This window comes from Mycobacterium nebraskense (assembly GCF_002102255.1).
Classification (GTDB): domain Bacteria; phylum Actinomycetota; class Actinomycetes; order Mycobacteriales; family Mycobacteriaceae; genus Mycobacterium; species Mycobacterium nebraskense.
Genome location: NZ_LQPH01000099.1, coordinates 1 through 17153, shown reverse-complemented (window position 1 = coordinate 17153; position 17153 = coordinate 1). Strand labels below are relative to the sequence as shown.

Sequence of the window (17153 nt, the reverse complement as noted above, 5' to 3'; positions counted from 1 at the left end):
CGCCTAGCGGTCCGCATCAAACAGATCCTCGTCCCGGGTTGTTAACCTTGCGCCGTGGACTCCGAACCGGACCCTACCGGCGAAAACAAGTCGAAGGCGGCGCTTGCCGCTACGAGTTGGGCGCTGCTGGGCATGATGTCCTACGAGGAGGAGGTCTCCGGCTACGACCTGAAAAAGTGGATCGACTGGAGCGTCGATCTCTACTATTGGAGTCCGTCGTACAGCCAGATCTACACCGAGCTGAAGAAGCTCGAGGGGCTTGGCCTGGTGACCTCACGCGTTGAGCGCGACGAGGGTACGCGCAGCCGCCGACTCTATAGGATCACGCCAGCCGGGATGGCCGCCGTCACCGACTGGACCAACAACGCCCCGGTGGACCCCCCGGTGCTCAAGCACAGCGTCCTGCTGCGGGTGACGTTTGGTCACCTCAGTAACCCGGCCCGGCTCAAGGAGCTGCTGCAGGAACACGTCGCCTACGCCGAAGCCAGGCACCGCAAAGCGGTCGAGGACGCCGACGGCGCCGAGGCCCAACCCGCATGGGCGTATTCGGTGATCGCGCTGCGCTGGGCCGCCAAGTATTACGCCGCGGAGCGCGAATTCGCGCTCGAACTGATGAAGGACATCGACGAGGCGGACGCCATTCTGAAGAAGGCGGCCAAGGGGGGCTTCGGTCAGCCGCGCCCGATGCCTGGCTACTGGCGTGAGGTCGAGAAGCAGGTCGAGGCCAAACGCAAAGCGGACTAGCCCTTCGCGTCCGGCGCCGCCGCATCGCGGGCCGCGATGTAGCCGTACACCAGGCCCTGCGCGATCGTCGCCCCCGCGCCCGGGTACGTCGTGCCGAACGCGTTGGCGGCGGTGTTGCCGATTGCATACAGGCCGGCGATCACGCTTCCATCCTCGCGGAGCACCCGTGCGCGCTCGTCGGCCTTCAGCCCGCCGCACGTGCCGAGGTCGCTGAGCACCATCTTCACGGCGTAGAACGGGCCCTTGGCCAACGGGCGCAGATTGGGGTTCGGCTTGATCGTCGGGTCGCCGTAATAGCGGTCGTAGGCGCTGCGCCCTCGGCCGAAGTCGGGATCCTCACCGACAGCGGCGTTTTGGTTGAAGTGAGTCACCGTCTCGCAGAATTCCGGAACCGGAACGTTCATTCGGCCACCCAGCTCGCCTAGGTTGTCCGCCCGCACCGCGATGCCCGCGTCGTACCAGGCTTGCGGGATGCGCATGCGCGGGAACAGTTCGGCGCCAAAGACATAGCTGTTGCGGTACTGCTGGTCGAAGACGATCCACATCGCCTCCACCGGGCTGCCCGACCGCTCCAGCTCCAGCAATCGCTGGCCGAACGACATGTAATCTGCGGACTCGTTCGAGAATCGGTGGCCGTTTTGGTCGACGATGAGACTTCCAGGCAGTGAACGTTCGGCCAGCATTACCGCCGGCGTCTTGCCCGGCAGGGGCGCGATGGCGGGAAACCACCAGGCTTGAGCCATCAAAGCAATATCGGCGCCGAATTCCTGCCCCGCACGAATGCCGTCGCCCGTATTGGATGTGGCACCCAGGCTCAGATTGGCGCCCAGCGACTCGGACTGAAACTTCCACCTCATGTCCATGCTGTGCTCGAAACCACCGGTTGCCAGCACCACTCCGCGCCGGGCGGTGATCGTCAGCTCGTGCCCGTCATGGTCGACGACCGCGCCAGTCACCCGCTCCCCGTCGCCTTCCAGGCGCACGAGCGGGCTGTCGGTCCACACCGGGACACCCGCGCGCAGCACCCCCGCAAACAGCCCGGCCATCAGACCCTGGCCGCCCGCGGCGTAGCGCCGACCGATCATCCTCCCGCCGAACCCCTGCGCCACCCGCTTGCCGAACGTCGGAATGCCCTTGCTCGGCACCCGGGCCACGAGGTTCATCCACCGGTAGTCGGCTCCCGTCGTCGGTATCGAGACGCCGGCCTCGAGCACGCCGGGCCGCAACCGGGTGCGGTACCGGCCGAGGATCGATGTGTCGAACGGGTGGCATTCGCACGTCCGGCCTGCCGCGCTGCCACCCGGCTCCTCGGGGTGGTAGTCGGAGTAGTCACGGGCCCAGAACAGCCGCAGCGGGGTCGTTCGGCGCAGCATGTCGACCGTCGCCGGGACATGAGCCACGAATTCGGCCGATCGCTGCGGCGGAGCCGAACCCGCCACTACCGAGTCCAAGTACGCGGCGGCGCGCTCGGGGGAGTCCTCGGCGCCGGCATCTCGCAGCACGGGGCTGACGGGTAGCCACAACGCGCCGCCCGACCGGGCTGTCGACCCGCCCACGTACGACGACTTCTCCACGATCAGCACCGACAGCCCGAGTTCGCGGGCGGCCAGTGCCGCGGCCATGCCGGTCCCGGACCCGACCACCAGCAGGTCGACCGTCATATCGGCCACGGGAAGCCCGGCGGGGATCGTCGTGCTCTGGGGGTTCACGCCGAAAACCGTATGCCGCGGCCGCCCGGCAACGGAAGAGCCGTCCTGATCAGTGGGAATAAGCGGCCCCGCGAACGGGGCGACGGGAGTTTAATCTTCCCTATGACGACGCAGTCTGAGGTCGACGAAGTTCGGCAGATTGAAGCGCAGGCCGTGCCGATGCGGTTTGCCCGCGGCTGGCACTGCCTGGGCCTGATCCGGGATTTCGGTGATGGCAAGCCGCACGCGATCAACGCCTTCGGACAAAAGCTCGTTGTCTTCCGCAGCGCGAACGGCACCATCAATGTCCTTGACGCCTTCTGCCGGCACATGGGCGGTGATCTCTCGCAGGGCGAAGTCAAGGGCGACGAGATCGCCTGCCCGTTCCACGACTGGCGCTGGGGCGGTGACGGGCGGTGCAAGCAGGTGCCCTACAGCCGGCGCACGCCGAAGCTGGCGCGCACTGCGGCGTGGACCACGCTGCAGCAGGACGGGATGTTGTTCGTGTGGAACGACCCGGAGCGCAAACCGCCGCCCGCGGGGGTCACGATCCCCCGCATCGAGGGTGCCACCAGCGACGAGTGGACCGACTGGCACTGGTACACCACGGTCGTGCACAGTAACTGCCGCGAGATCATCGACAACGTGGTGGACATGGCCCACTTCTTCTACATCCACGGCTCGTTACCCACGTATTTCAAGAACATCTTCGAAGGGCATGTGGCCACGCAGTACATGAACGGCGGGAGTCGTCCCGACATCGGTAGCCCCGAGGGGACCACGATGCTGGGGACCACGTCGGTGGCGTCCTACTACGGGCCGTCCTTCATGATCGATGACCTGACCTACCACTACACCGACGGCGACGCCAAGACGATCCTGATCAACTGCCATTATCCGATCGACTCGAATTCCTTTGTGCTGCAATATGGCATCATCGTCAAGAAGTCGGACAAGTTGCCTGGCGATGAGGCGCTGAAGACTGCGATCAGCCTGGGTGACTTCGTCAAGATCGGTTTCGAGCAGGACGTGCAGATCTGGCGGCACAAGGCGCGCATCGACAACCCGCTTCTCGTCGAGGAGGACGGGCCGGTCTACCAGTTACGTCGCTGGTACCAGCAGTTCTACGTCGACGCCGCCGACGTCCAACCGGATATGGTGGACCGCTTCGAGTTCGAACTCGACACCACCCGGCCCTACGAGGCGTGGATGAAAGAGGTCGAGGCCAATATGGCCGCGCAGGGTGCTGGCTAGGTGTGATGTCGCTCGATTCGTCTGTGCGGAAAGATAATCGCCTCGACGAGATGCCGATGCGCCCTGTGGGGTGCCGTAGGTGCGGGGCGCAGGTACTTGCTCGCAAAAGTAGCTGGAATCAGACCAGCGTGCAGTGGAACGCCGATGCGACGGCCCGGTGCGTTGAGCGTGCCGAAGCGCAGAGGATTTCCACGCCCGGCGGTCGCGGCGTGTTCCTGGCGTGTTCGGCGTTGCAGCAGTCGATGCTCGAAGCCGTGCGACGTGGCGGTTTGGCCATCGTTGACGAAACTGTTTGACCCTTATTCCGCCGAACGTCGAATTATGGTGCCGTTGAAGGCTTTCGCGCAAATAAGTCGACGCTGGGCGGTGAGGTGATCCCATCATGCGAACTGGAAGGCGCTGATGGGCGCCTCTTCGGGATAGACGGCGGGGCCGCCCAGGTCGTAGCCGGCGTTGAGCGCGCTGATGAACGCCGGGTCGTGCAATGGTTCGCTGGGAATGTCAAGCTTGATGCCCCTGCCGTTGAGGTCGTCGACCATGATGTCGATGGCCTTCTCGATGGTCAGGTCGTGCGAGCCCTCCATGTTCTTCTTCAGCTCGTCGTGGTCGGTGAACACCTCGGCGGACCAGTGCACCAGGAACCGCAGCTGGTCGGTGTGGTGGCGGGCGATCACCTCGTCGCCGTTTTTGAGCAACCACTGATCCCGGTCACTGGGGTCACCGGAAAAGACGGTGTCGAAGGACAATCCGGCCGGAACTTGTTGCTCAAGTGGTCCGTTCGCTTCGCCGCGATGCACCATCATTTCGTTCTGCACCACCACGCCACGGTTATTGATCGGCGGCAAAACGCGTTTGGGTGCCTCGAGCGGCCCGTCGGGCCAGTAGGTGAATCCGCTCCCGGGGTCGAGCGAGAACCAAGTGATCACCTGCGCCATTTTGATCAGGTAGTCGCCGAACAGGCCGGATTTGCCCATCACGCTGGTGAGCCAGGTCGGCGCGTTCTCGTGACGCACGCCGCGAAAGCTCGGGGAGTCCAGATGTCCCGGGTCGCGGTTGGCACAGGGCCCGTTGATATTGAACAGCATCAGCTGCGGTTTGGCGTACTGGGCGTTCCAGTAGCTTTTGGCCATCTCGAGGAACCGCGCGTTATAAAAGCAGTCGTGCAGCTGTGGGTAGAGCACCGCGCCGTAGTTGGCGAGGTAGCCGCGGAAGGTCGGTGTGAGGAACAGGTCGAGCGATGGGGTGAATCCCTCTGGGAAAAGGCCGCTCATGGTGGCGATCAGTTCATCGGGGGACGCGAAGTGTTGCGCAATGATCAACCGCCACGGCCCCTCGGTGCGTACCACGTCGAGCAGGCGTTCGCGCTGATCGTCGGTATAGACGTTGTCGACCTCGCGCGGCGGCGCGGCCGGCCGCAACACGTCGGAAAGCTCGATCCGCCGGTCGTCGCTGAGCATCGGCTGTCTCCTTTTGCAGTTCGTGCTCTGATTGTGGGCGGCGCGGTTGCGATGTGCGGGGCGGCAGCCCGGTCACCGGGACGTCAAAACCGGACCGGATGGCCGAACTTGGCCTGCAGTAGCGCGCCGATCTCGGCGATGGCCAGCCGACCCCGCGCCGTGGCATCGGAACGCATCAGAAATCCGTGGCACATCCCGGGATAACGGGTCAGGGTGGTCTGCACGCCGGCATCCCGCAGCCGTGTCGCATACCGCTCACCCCAATCCCGGATCGGGTCGCACTCCGCGGTGACGACGATGGCCGGCGGGAGGCCGGCAAGCTCGGATGCGTAGGCGGGAACCAGGTATGGGCTGCTGGGCGGACCCGCGTCGCCGTCGACCAGGGAGTGCATGTAGTCGATGTCGTCGCGGGTGAGCATCGGGGCGTCCGCCAGGGAGGTGACGGACGGAGCCGTCATGTCGCGGTCCAGGCCCGGATATAGCAACACCTGCGCGCAGATCGGCGGACCGCCACGGTCGCGCGCGGCGAGCGCAACGCCGGCGGCGAGTGCGCCACCCGAGCTGTCGCCGATCGCCCCGAGTCGTTCGCGGTCGACCCCTAGATGACGGGCATTCCGTGACACCCATTCCGTCGCGGCGTACGCATCGTCGAACTGCGCGGGCGGCGGCCACTCCGGGGCCAGGCGGTAGTCGACCGCTACGACGGTGGCTGCCGACGCCGCAGCCAGCTCACGCGCCAGGGGCTCGAACGAGTGGTTCGACCCCATCACGAGGCCGCCGCCGTGCAAATACACCAGCACGGGTCCGCCGCTCTCGGCGTCGGGGCGGTAGACCCGTGCCGGGATGTCGCCCGCGGGACCGGGTATGGCTACTTCTGTGACGGCGGCCATCTCGGTCATCGACTCGGGCGGTGGCGCGGATTCGAGCGCGGCGCGCACGGCCGCGAGCCCGCGCTGGCGCATCGGTGGGATGTCACCGAACGAAGCGATGCGGGCGGCGGCATCGGGGTCCAGCTCGGAGGTCCCCATGTCAGAGCTGGTTGGCACCGAACCGGCGTTCCGTGCGCAGTACCGGCCGTCGTTGCGTGGCAAGCACTTCCGCGCGCTCCGCCATCGCCGAGCCGACATATGCGGGATGGGTGAGCAGGTAGAAACGGCCCTCGGCGGCTTGTTGGAACAGTATTTCGGCGGCCGCCAATGGGTCCATCGCGACCGCTTTGATGTCCAGCATCGCTTCGCGATGCGTCTCGGCGGCGCCGATGTCAGCGGCCTCCGTGGCATCGACACCCCCCGCGGATTCGAAGATGTTGGACACCACCGGCCCGGGCAACACGGCCTGCACATGTATGTGGTGGTCGTGTCCCGCCAATTGGACCTCAGTGCAGAGGCATTCGGTCATTGAGAGCACAGCGTGCTTGCTGACGATGTAGGGCGTCTGCAGCGGCATTGTCACAACAGCGCCGACTGACGCAACGTTCCACACCCACGCCTGCTCGTCGACGGCCATCATTTTCGGCAGAAATGCCCGCACGCCGTGGAAGACTCCGCTGATGTTGACGTCGACGACGCGTTGCCAGTTCGTCACCGGCGTATCCCACAGATAGCCGAACTGTTCGATACCCGCGTTGTTCACCAGCAGCCGCACCGCGCCGAAATCCCGATAAACCCGGTCCGCGAGGCCCTGTACCGCCGCGGGATCACGCACGTCGCAGACGATGTCGACGGCCGTACCTCTGGTTGCGCACAGTTCGTCGCGCAGCGCGGCGATGCCGTCGGCGTCGATGTCGGCGAGCACCACGGTCATGCCCAACCGGTGGGCGTGCCGCGCCAAACCGGCACCGATCCCGGATCCAGCCCCGGTGATGACGGCGACGCCGCCGGAGAATGTGCCGCGGGCGGTCATGATGGGGCGGTGCTGTCGGCATGCAGGTCGGCCAGCAGGACCGAGTTGGTCGCATCGAGAACGACGTCCATCTTGGTGAATTGCAGCCCATTGTCGCCGCGTCGGACAGCGACGTTGACAATCCCGCTGGAGACCGCGAACGGCACGAAATTGGCGATCTGGTTGACGAGTATGTAGAACCGCGCGCGGGTGACGTCACCGTCGGCGCCGGTGCGGTGGACATTGGTGGCGTGGTGACGCAACGGGTACGGGCTCTGCTTGCGATGTTGGGACAACCACTCCATCACCGCGTCCCGGCCGTTGAGCTCGGGCGACATGAGTTCCTCGAAAGGACTTGCGCCCGAGTCACTTCTAGTCACGTAGTGCACGTCATGGGCATATCTAGTCGCGAGCTCGTCGTAGTGGGCCTCGTCGTAGTGGTACCAGAACTCGCCGATGAACTCCTGTAGCTCCGACAGGGTGATGTCGTTGTTCATGTCATGGAATGAAACTCCACTGTGGCCGCGGCGGCACGGCGACTGCCCGATGAGTGGAACACCGTCCGCATCACTCGGTGATGAGGCTCCACAAGCCCCCGACGCTCGCGTGCATTGCAGCGTCGGCGACGACGTCGTCCCAGTAGCGCATCGAACCGAACTCCGATCGCCACGCGAGCGCAGCCCTGGTGAATTCATGCAGGCGGTGCTCACGGGTGGTGCCGATGGCACCGTGCACTTGGTGGGCGTTTCTCACCACCAGGGATGTCGCGTGGCCCGCACACGAGCGCGCCGCGGCCACAAGGAATTCCAAGGTCGGGCCCGACCACTCTCCCGTGATGCCGGCCGTCAACGCCGCCTCGGTTGCGGCCCGGGCGAGCGCGGCCTCGGCGGCAACGTCGGAGACCAGGTTCTGAACGCCTTGGAATTTCGACAACGGGCGCCCGAACTGGGTTCGTGAGGTCACGTGCTCGATGCAGAGTTGCAGTATTGAATCCAGGGCGGCACACACCTGGATCGCCCGCACCAACCCCGACTTCAGCCGCAGCTGGCTGACCAGGCCCGCGCCGATGGGCGTTCCCTGCCAGCCGGAGAGTTCGGCAGCCACGGTGTCACGTGGTTCACCAATCAAATTGGCGCCGGGGGTGATGGTGAGCATTTCGGCTGCAACGTCGGTGACGCGATATTGCCGGTCGACGTGCCATACGACCACCACGCGATCGGCCATGCTCGCCCATGGCACGTGCGTCGCGACGCCGTGCTTGTCGACCAGGCAGACCGTCCGCGCCGCGCCGTCGGCGGCCAACCCGCCGGCCTCCAGGAGCCAGCATGCCAACAAGTCGTGCTCCGCGAGCGGGATTCGAATACCGCTACGCACCGCCGCCTTCAGGAGTTCGGCCGCCTCGTACCACCCAGCGCCGCTGCCACCGTGCTCGACCGCACCGGTGAGGCGCAGAAGACCGAGCTCAGCGAGCTGGTGCCACAGGTCAGAGCCCCGATCGACGATCGTTCCGCCCGCGAGCTTTTCGCGGTGGCCGGCAAAGACGGCACCCATCATGTCGGCCAGGGCTTCGTCGACGGAAGGCTTGGTGCTCACCGCAGCCCCAATCCGCGCGCGATGACTCCGCGAAGCACCTCATTGGTGCCGCCCCGCAGGGTGAACCCCGGCCGCTGGTCCACGGCGGCACGCACCAACTCCGCGAAGATCCGATCGGGGGAGTCCTGCAGGTCGGCGAACTCTGCGATATCGCCTTCGGTGACGGTGCCGAGCACCTTGACCAGGGCGGCGGGGATGTCGGCCGGCTCGCGCCGTTCCAACGCGCCGGCAACTGCGGTGGACATGTGGTGCAGACCGGTGACACGCGCAACGAGCCTCCCCAGATCCGCGTTGCGGGGAATGGCGTTCGCCGCCATCCGGTCGGCGCAGGCGGCCAGCAGGACGAAGGTCGACAGGTACCGCTCGGGTCCGCTGCGCTCGAAGCTCAGCTCGGAAGTCACCTGCCGCCAGCCGTCACCGATTGCGCCGAACACCATGTCGTCGGGGAGGAACGCCTCATCGAGTATCACCTCGTTGAAGTGGTGGGCGCCGTTCATCGAGACGATCGGGCGCACGTCGACGCCGGGCCCGCGTAGGTCGACGATGAACTGGCTCAGTCCGGCATGCCGGTGCTCTGGATCCAGTGGCGCTGTACGGGCGAGCACGATGAACGCGTGGGCGAGGTGTGCGCCCGACGTCCAAACCTTGGTGCCGGTCAGCGACCAGCCTCCGTCGACGCGCGTCGCCCTGGTGCGCACGCTGGCCAGGTCGGAGCCGGACTCCGGCTCGCTCATGCCGATGGCGAAGAAGCACTCGCCACGCACGATCCCCGGCAGGAAAGCCAACTTCTGTGATTCTGTGCCGTATTTCAGCAATGACGGCACGATCTGCCGGTCGGCGATCCAGTGCGCAGCGACGGGGGCGCCGGCGGCGAGCAGCTCCTCGGTGACGGCAAACCGCTCCAGGAATGAACGCCCGTGGCCGCCATATTCGACGGGCACCGTCATCCCCAACCAGCCGCGAGCCGCGAGCGCGGCGGTGAAGTTTTCGTCCCATCCCGACAGCCAGGCGTCCACCGACGGGGTGAACGCCCCGGCAGCCCGTTGGTCGTCCAGGAACTGCCGCACCTCGTCGCGAAGCCCCTGCGTCGACAAAGGGTCGACTGAGATAGGGGGCACCAACCGGGAGAACGCCATCACCGTATCTTCCACCCTGCGCATTTCACCGATCAGCTGATCCCGAGCTGAATCGCTCGCGCAGCATGCGTTTCAGCAGCTTGCCGCTGGGGTTCTTCGGTAGGAAATCGACAAAGAAGACTCGCTTGGGCGTCTTGAACCCGGCCAGGTGCGCGCGGCAGTGTGCGAGTATGTCGTCCTCGGCGAGGTTGACGCCGTCGCGCAGCACCACCGCCGCGACAACGGCCTCGACCCAAACCGGGTGGGCCAGGCCGAACACCGCGACTTCTTCGATGCCGCTGTGTCGGTAGATGACTTCTTCGACTTCCCGGCTTGCGACGTTTTCCCCGCCGGTCTTGATCATGTCCTTCTTGCGGTCCACGACATGGAGCAGCCCGTGCTCGTCGTAGTAGCCGAGGTCGCCGGAGTGGAACCAGCCGCCCCGGAAGGCCTCGGCTGTCGTCTGTGGGTCGTCCAGGTAGCCCAGCATCAAATGAGGGCTGCGGTGGGCGATTTCACCGACGACGCCCGGGGCAAGGGGGGCGCCGTCGTCATCGAGGATCGCCGTCTCCACGTTAGCGACCGGACGCCCTGCCGAACCTGCGTGCGCGTCCTGTTCGTCGGGTCCGAGCGCGGAGGCCAGCGGCGCAATTTCGGTCTGGCCGTAGAAGTTCCACAACCTCAGACGCGGCAGGCGCTCCCGAATCTCGCTAAGGATCTCGATCGGCATCGCTGAGGCGCCGTAGTACCCTTTGCGCAGGCTGGACAGGTCGACGGTATCGAAGACGGGTGATCGCAGCAACGAGATCCAGACCGTCGGTGGGGCGAAATAGTTGGTGACGGCATAGCGCTCGATAGTGCGCAGGACGAGTTCGGGATCCGGCCGCGGCAGGATGATGCTGGTGGCGCCGAGATAGACATCGGTGGCCAGGAAGTTGTCGAGCTGCGCGCAGTGGTAGAGCGGCAGGGAATGGATCTCGACATCGTCGGCGCACATGTCGCCGGCCAGGATCGTGCTGATGTAGTTCCACATCAGGCTGCGGCTGGTGTGCATGGCGCCCTTGGGCCGGGATTCGGTGCCGCTGGTGTACATCAGGCGCAGCAGTTGGTCGTCGTCGATGTGGGGACGTGGGGCCGTCGATGTGGTGCTCAGCCACTCGGCGAAGTCAGACCAGCCAGCCGGAGCGGACTGCCCGGGCGGCAGCAGCGCCGCCTTCGTCGTTACCGATCCACCCAGTCGCATGGCTTGCTCAGCGGTGGGTGTCAAGTCCGCTTCGACGATGAATCCTCGTGCGTCACTATGGCCGAGGATGTAGGAGACCTCCTCGGCGGTGAGCATGAAGTTGACCGGGACGAGGACCACCCCCACCCGTGCAGTAGCGAATACCAGGACGGCGTATTGCCAGCAGTTGTGCGACAAGAGCGCCAACCGCTCACCGGGTCTAAAACCGTTGTCGCCCAATGCCGCGGCCGCGCGGTCCACCAGGTTCTCAAGCTCGGCGAAACTCAGCACGACGTCACCGTCGACAATCGCGATCTTGTCCGGGTGCCTGCGCGCCGACCGGCCGGGGATGTCGCCGAGTGAATGGCTGCGTGCGCGCGCGACGGTGACGTCAAGGTCGCCCAACTGCATGCGGGCCACGCTAAGCCCTGATATCCGGCGGATTGCCGACGGTGTCCCGCTGAGTAGACAAGGGCTGCCCGCTAGCGGTGGGCGGCGTCGATACTCGGCGTCATGAGTACTGGCGCACCCGCGAGAGCCGACCGCACCGGGCTGGTGGATGTCGACCCGGACGAACTGCGGGCCAACCTGCTTCGGGCTGACCCCGGTGTGCTCGTCGCGGTGCTGGCGCAACTGACCGGTGACGCCGGGGTGGTCGACCGCTTCGCGCCGAAGATCACCTACGTGCCCGACCCGCCCGAGCAGGCGGGCACTACCGACCCGGAGACGAGGGTGGCCATCGTCGAGGCAGTGGTGACCGCGCTGCAGATGCCCCGGTCTCTTCACGCCGCCCCTGCCGACGACCCCGCCCTGTTCGCGCGGATCGCGCCGCTCGCACTCGGCGGAACGATCGGCCCCGAGTACATCCCGCTACTGTTGGAGCAGGGCGGATTCCAGCCGCCACAGCCGGTGCTGCCACGCACCGCGAAGCTCCCCGACGACTTCCGGGTGGCGATCATCGGCGCCGGTATTGCGGGATTGACCGCCGCGTTGGAGTTGGCCGATGCCGGCGTGGACTACCAGATTTTCGACCGTAACGACGAGGTCGGCGGCACCTGGTACACGACCACCTATCCCGGAATCGGTGTGGACACCCCCTCGGCGTACTACTCATTGTCGCGCGACGTCAACGGCGACTGGTCCAGCTATTACCCGATGGGGCCGGAGTATCAGTCCTATCTGGTGTCGGTGGCCGACAAGTACGAACTGCGGGAGCGCACCCGCTTCGGTACTGAAGTCGAAGCCCTTTGGTGGGACGACGAACGTCATCAGTGGCAGATCCGTGCGCTGGGCCCCGACGGTGCCCGTGAGATCAGCTACGCCAATGTGGTGATCCCCGCCGCCGGCTACCTCAACCGGCCACGCTGGCCGCAACTCCCTGGAAGGGGGACTTTCGCGGGAGTCGAAGTCCATTCGGCGCAGTGGTCTCCCGATCTAGATCTGACCGGCAAGCGGGTTGCCATCATCGGTGCGGGATGCACCGCGGTGCAGATCGTCGACGCGTGCGTCGACCACGTGTCGCACCTGACGGTGTTCCAGCGCCAGCCGCACTGGGTGGCGCCGCGGCGGCGGCTCACCGATGACGTGCCCGACCATCAGCGATGGCTGGGTACCCGATTGCCTTTCTACGCCAATTGGATTCGACTCAAATCCTATTGGGGAACCGCAGACAACAACTACCCCGTAATCTTGTACGACCCCGAATGGGCGCGCGGCCATATGTCCATTTCGCCGGCCAACGATGCGCTGCTGCAGATGTGCCTGAAGTACATCGACGACGTCTTCGGCGCCGGGAGCGAACTGGCGCGGAAGGTCACGCCAGACTTCGCGCCGTACGGCAAGCGGATCATCCGCGATCCCGGCGGATACTATGCGGCGCTAGCCCGCGAGCACGTCGACGTCGAAGCGAGCGAGCCGGCCCGAGTCAACGAGGCGGGCATCGTGACGGCCGACGGCCGGCAGATCGACTTGGACGTCATCGTCTACGCGACCGGTTACCATCTGGATTTCTTGTCCACCATGGACATTCAGGGGCGAGACGGCAAGAAGCTGGCCGACGAGTGGGGCAACCGACCGCGGGCTTACCGCGGTGGGACCGTCCCCGGGTTTCCCAACTTGTTCATGTCGTCGGCGCCCAATTACAGCCCGGGACACGGTGCGGGCCACAATTTCGGCGTCGAGATGATGGTGCACTACGTCATGGAATGCCTCCAGCTCATGGCACTGCGAGCGGCGCCGACAATTGAAGTGAAGCAGCGCGCGTACAACGACTACGTCGCCGACATCGACGCGACGATGGAGGGCACGGTGTGGTGCCACACCCCGTCCGCGCACACGTACTACCGTTCGGGCGGCGGGCGGATCGTGACAGCCTTCCCATACCGGCTGATCGACGTATGGCGTGATCACCGTGCACCGGTTGAGGACGATTTCGAGTTGCGATGAACGAGTTGCTCTCCGGGAGGACGGCTTTGGTCACCGGCAGTAGCCGCGGGATCGGTCGGGCGATCGCCCAGCGCTTGGCTGCGGAAGGCGCCACCGTGGCAGTCACGGCCCGTTCGCACGCCGCGTCGTCATCCGTCCGCGGTGGAGCGGCGACCACGCTTCCTGGCACCGTCGCCGAGACGGTCGAGTTGGTCGAGGCCGCCGGCGGGAAGGCATTCGCCGTCGCGGCCAATCTCGAGGATGCCGGGCAGCGCGACGGGCTGATCGACGAGGTGCTCGACCGCACCGGCCGCATCGACATCCTGGTCAACAACGCAGGTTTCGCGGACTACTCCCTGGTGGAGGACATGAGTCTGGAAACGTTCGACCGCACGGTGGAGCACTACCTGCGCACGCCGTTCGTCTTGACGAAAGCCACTGTGCCGCAGATGCGCAAGCAGGGCGCAGGCTGGATCGTCAACATCGGCTCAGTGACTGGCGTTGCCCCGGTGCGACCGTATCGCGACTACAACAAGACCTCCGGCGACGTGATCTACGCATCATGCAAGGCCGCCCTGCATCGCTTCACCCAGGGCGTCGCCGCCGAATTGCTCGATGCCAACATCGCGGTGAACTGCGTCGGCCCATCGACGGCCGTTCGCACTCCCGGTGCTGCCCAGCTCATTCCTAATGGCTTCCCGACCGAGCCGGTGGAATACCTGGCCGAGACTGTGCTGGCGATGTGTCACCTGCCCGCCGCCGAGCGCACCGGACTCGTCGCGTTCAGCCTGCACTTTCCGTGGTCGCAGCAACTGCCCGTGCACAGTCTGGATGGAACCGCGGTGCTGCCGCCGCTGCCACCACCGCCGACGGCCAACCCGAATATCCGGGCCGCGGGGCTCTAGTTCGCCGCATCCGCGACGCTCGTCCTTCAGCCGAGAACCGGGTCGTGGCAAACACAGAAGCTGTGGCAGACGCGGTCGTGGATGATGACGTCGGGACACTCGGGGTCGAACCAGCGGTCCACGACGGCCCAGTGGATCGGATGCATCAAATACGGCCCCATCAGTCCGCCGACGTCGGAGAACTCTTGCTCGAACACGTGGGTCCAGGCGGAGGTGCCGACGCCCTCGGACACCCGGCTCAGTTGCCATGCGCGGATGGACGAGACATAGTGCGCCATCGACGACAGTTCGTGCTCGAAGCGGGCGACCATCGCGGCCGGGGCGTCGGAGGACACCCGAAGTAACAGTGCGCGATACACCGTGCCCGGGGTTTCGCTGCGGCGAACGGGCCTGCCCCAATAGTTCGCACCGTTGACCCGGGTGACTGCGAAGTCGGTAAGAAGAGGGGTTAATCGCCGTAGGGCGAGACCGGCCCGGTCTTCGGCATCGAACCTCAGGTGCAGCAGGATGTCTCCGCCGTTACGCGCCCCCGGCAAAGTCGGCTGCACCACCCAGCGCAACGCTTGGGCGTCGCGGGCGGCCGCCCGCAACGCGGTGAGCATCCGGTCGCGTTCATCCTTGACGACGTCTAACAACCTGGTGACGCTAAACATCGCAAAGTCGGTCCACGTCCTCGGGGGTCGCCGCGAACGATCGGGACCGCTCCTGTACGAGTTCGGCTATGTTGCACCACCATTCGCCGAGGGCCGGGTCCGGCCTGCCCTTCCACGTCATCTCCCACCACGCCCGCACGTTGGGCAGCGTCCAGGTGATCGTCACGGTGTTGGTTTCGTCATCGAACCAGATCGGCGGGCTGACCAAGACATCGCGCAACGTCATCCCGCGCTCCCGTGCGCCAGGGGCATACTCGGCGAGGTAGGCGTCGACGAACCGCCGAGCGCAGCCGGGCCGGGTAACCACCCGGTCGATCACGAAGACGTGGCCGCCCGCCATGTGCACGCGTTCACGCGTACTGAAGCGCGGGCCGCGCCGCCGGACCTGCGGGACGCAGTGGGCGCAGCGGCTGCAGGGTTGGAGCGACGCGCTGCGGGCCGTCCTCGACGTTGCGCCATATGCCCATCGCGGTCATGCGCACCGGGGCCGTCAGTCGCTGGTCGAACATCATGCGGTTCATTGGACCGCAGACCGACACCGCCGCCACCGCCTCACCCGGCCCGCCGATCGGTGCTGCCACGCAACCGAATCCGAGCAGTGACTCCTCGCGCTCGAACGCGACGCCATGGGCCCGCACCTTGGCTAACTCGACGGCCAGCTGGGTGCCGTTGGAGATCGAGTATCTCGTCTTCCGAACCCGCAGATCGAGCTCGGCATCCTCATCGCGATAGGCGAGGATCGCCTTGCCGACTGCGGTGCAATGGGCGGGTTGGCGACCACCCACCCGGGTGGGGATTCTCTGGTCACCGATCTTGTCCAGGTACACAACGTCCGGGCCGTCGAGCACGGCCAGGTGCACGACAAGGCCGGTGGCGCGGTGCAATTCACCCAGCAGCGGGCCGGCCGCCCGCACCAGCCGGTCCTGATGCACGGCGAGCGATCCGAGTTCGACGAGGCGCATGCCCAACTCATAATCGCGGCCGCTGCGTCGCAGCCAGCGCAGCTGTACCAGGCGTTCGAGCATCCGATGCGCCGACGAGCGCGGCAGGCCGGTGCGCCTGACGATCTGCGCCAGGGTGAGCCGCCCCGGACCCTCGAAGGCGTCGAGAACCAGCGATATGCGGTCGATGACGGCCGTGGGGGTGGCGGGTTCAGCGATACCTGACATCGCTCCTCCAAATGTACCTGACCGATATATTCCTATTAGGAATATATTCCTAGCACACCGGTGTGGCGGTTGTCACGCATAGAGGACCCGGGGAGTCGGCGGGCTTGGAGGCAGTGTGGTTGCGGCGGTGAAGTTGCGGCTGGGCTCAGCCCTTGGCCGCGGATCGGCCCGCGCGGCGGCCGTAGAAACTGCCGTCACCGAGCGAGATACCGCTGGCGTAGCCCCAGGCGGCCAGCCCCGCCGTGCAACGGCCGGCGGCGAAGAGGCCCGGGATGGGGTCACCGCTGACGTGGAGCACCTCGGCGTCCAACGTGGTGGCCAGTCCACCCAACGTGAACCCGCCGGTGTTCTCCCGCAGGTCGATGGCGCCGACCGGGGAACCGATCGGCCTGAGCCATTCCGGCTTCTTGTGCAGCAACGGATCCTCGCCGCGGGCGGCGCCCTCGTTGTAGGCGGCGACGGTCGCCTGCAGCGAACCCGGCGCGAGGCCCATGTCGCTTTCCAGGTCGGCAACGGTGCCGGCCACCCAGGTCGCCGGGCGCAGCATGAACTTGGGCGACCACGACGCCATGGCCTCCTGCTGCGCGTCGTCGTCGATGATCAGGTACGCGATGTTGTCCTGTTGGTACAGCGTGAGCTGGCCGATCCGGCCCGGGTAGGTGTCCTCGGCGACATAGCGCTGGCCGCGCCCGTTGACCAGGATGCCGCGCACCAGCTGCTGGGGGTCGATGAAGATCGCGACCTCGGTGGCGTCCATGTGCGCCAAATCGGCGCCCAGCGCCTGGGCCATCCTGATCGCCTGCCCGTCGTGCTGCTCGATCGAGGCGGCCGGGCGCCCCGCGATCCGCGGGGCGTAGCGGGCCACCATCGCGTCGTTGTAGGCGAAGCTGCCCGTTGCGAGCACAACACCGGTGCGGGCCCGGACCGTCATTTCACTGCCGTACTGGCGGGCGCGGATGCCGACCACCCGGCCGTCGGATTCGACGACCAGGCGTTGCACCCGCACGTCGTAGAGGGCGCGCGCGCCGGCCGCGGTGGCGGTCTCGAC

The 17153-nt window shown here is 66.1% G+C and carries 16 protein-coding genes and 1 pseudogene; 5 read left to right on the top strand and 12 right to left on the bottom strand.

Going from position 1 to position 17153, the window contains the following annotated elements:
- The first annotated feature begins 54 nt into the window (after positions 1-54).
- The gene (locus AWC17_RS10320) at positions 55-744 is read left to right on the top strand and encodes a PadR family transcriptional regulator (protein ID WP_046183894.1); all 690 of its coding nucleotides are present in this window, start codon (positions 55-57) and stop codon (positions 742-744) included.
- Here AWC17_RS10320 and AWC17_RS10315 read toward each other — a convergent pair.
- Positions 741-2405, bottom strand: coding sequence for a 3-ketosteroid-delta-1-dehydrogenase (locus AWC17_RS10315; protein WP_231588573.1), 1665 nt, complete (start codon positions 2403-2405; stop codon positions 741-743). The genes AWC17_RS10320 and AWC17_RS10315 overlap by 4 nt on opposite strands.
- A 150-nt stretch (positions 2406-2555) precedes the next feature.
- On the opposite strand from AWC17_RS10315, the gene AWC17_RS10310 reads away from it, so the two are divergent.
- Both AWC17_RS10310 and AWC17_RS10305 read left to right on the top strand, forming a co-directional pair.
- Positions 2556-3686 (top strand): 3-ketosteroid-9-alpha-monooxygenase, oxygenase component, encoded by a 1131-nt coding sequence (locus AWC17_RS10310; protein ID WP_046183895.1) that lies wholly within the window; start codon positions 2556-2558, stop codon positions 3684-3686.
- Between the two features lie 5 nt (positions 3687-3691).
- Positions 3692-3982 carry a hypothetical protein gene (locus tag AWC17_RS10305; protein ID WP_046183910.1) on the top strand — a complete coding sequence of 97 codons (291 nt, stop codon included), beginning with the start codon at positions 3692-3694 and terminating at the stop codon, positions 3980-3982.
- Between the two features lie 84 nt (positions 3983-4066).
- On the opposite strand, the gene AWC17_RS10300 is transcribed toward AWC17_RS10305, so the two are convergent.
- The 7 genes and pseudogenes from AWC17_RS10300 to AWC17_RS10270 all read right to left on the bottom strand — a co-directional run bounded on the left by AWC17_RS10300 (position 4067) and on the right by AWC17_RS10270 (position 11365).
- Positions 4067-5143, bottom strand: coding sequence for a hypothetical protein (locus AWC17_RS10300; RefSeq protein ID WP_046183896.1), 1077 nt, complete (start codon positions 5141-5143; stop codon positions 4067-4069).
- 67 nt (positions 5144-5210) lie between these two features.
- Positions 5211-6171: pseudogene (locus AWC17_RS10295) on the bottom strand (alpha/beta hydrolase); the annotation flags it as partial.
- Between the two features lies 1 nt (position 6172).
- Entirely contained in the window at positions 6173-7045 is an 873-nt protein-coding gene (locus AWC17_RS10290; RefSeq protein ID WP_046183898.1) for an SDR family NAD(P)-dependent oxidoreductase, read from the bottom strand.
- On the bottom strand, positions 7042-7521 hold the full coding sequence (locus tag AWC17_RS10285; protein WP_046183899.1) for a nuclear transport factor 2 family protein: 480 nt from the start codon (positions 7519-7521) through the stop codon (positions 7042-7044). The genes AWC17_RS10290 and AWC17_RS10285 overlap by 4 nt, the downstream gene beginning before the upstream one ends.
- A 70-nt stretch (positions 7522-7591) precedes the next feature.
- Positions 7592-8617, bottom strand: coding sequence for an acyl-CoA dehydrogenase family protein (locus AWC17_RS10280; protein WP_046183900.1), 1026 nt, complete (start codon positions 8615-8617; stop codon positions 7592-7594).
- Positions 8614-9753 (bottom strand): acyl-CoA dehydrogenase family protein, encoded by a 1140-nt coding sequence (locus tag AWC17_RS10275; RefSeq protein ID WP_046183911.1) that lies wholly within the window; start codon positions 9751-9753, stop codon positions 8614-8616. Before AWC17_RS10275 ends, AWC17_RS10280 begins: the two co-directional genes overlap by 4 nt.
- Positions 9754-9778: 25 nt before the next feature.
- The gene (locus AWC17_RS10270) at positions 9779-11365 is read right to left on the bottom strand and encodes an acyl-CoA synthetase (protein WP_046183901.1); all 1587 of its coding nucleotides are present in this window, start codon (positions 11363-11365) and stop codon (positions 9779-9781) included.
- A 102-nt stretch (positions 11366-11467) separates the two neighbouring features.
- Here AWC17_RS10270 and AWC17_RS10265 point away from each other — a divergent pair, with 102 nt between their 5' ends.
- Positions 11468-13399, top strand: coding sequence for a flavin-containing monooxygenase (locus AWC17_RS10265; RefSeq protein ID WP_046183902.1), 1932 nt, complete (start codon positions 11468-11470; stop codon positions 13397-13399).
- On the top strand, positions 13396-14283 hold the full coding sequence (locus AWC17_RS10260; RefSeq protein WP_046183903.1) for an SDR family NAD(P)-dependent oxidoreductase: 888 nt from the start codon (positions 13396-13398) through the stop codon (positions 14281-14283). Before AWC17_RS10265 ends, AWC17_RS10260 begins: the two co-directional genes overlap by 4 nt.
- 26 nt (positions 14284-14309) lie before the next feature.
- Here the strand turns inward: AWC17_RS10260 and AWC17_RS10255 are convergent, their stop codons facing one another.
- The 4 genes from AWC17_RS10255 to AWC17_RS10240 form a co-directional block, all read right to left on the bottom strand.
- Positions 14310-14936 carry a Dabb family protein gene (locus tag AWC17_RS10255; protein ID WP_046183904.1) on the bottom strand — a complete coding sequence of 209 codons (627 nt, stop codon included), beginning with the start codon at positions 14934-14936 and terminating at the stop codon, positions 14310-14312.
- Complete coding sequence (locus tag AWC17_RS10250) at positions 14929-15276, bottom strand: hypothetical protein (protein ID WP_046183905.1); 348 nt, start codon at positions 15274-15276, stop codon at positions 14929-14931. Before AWC17_RS10250 ends, AWC17_RS10255 begins: the two co-directional genes overlap by 8 nt.
- Before the next feature lie 10 nt (positions 15277-15286).
- Entirely contained in the window at positions 15287-16096 is an 810-nt protein-coding gene (locus AWC17_RS10245) for an IclR family transcriptional regulator (RefSeq protein WP_141224575.1), read from the bottom strand.
- Positions 16097-16250: 154 nt separating this feature from the next.
- Positions 16251-17153: FAD-dependent oxidoreductase (locus AWC17_RS10240; RefSeq protein WP_141224573.1), on the bottom strand; the 903-nt coding region annotated here is incomplete at its 5' end.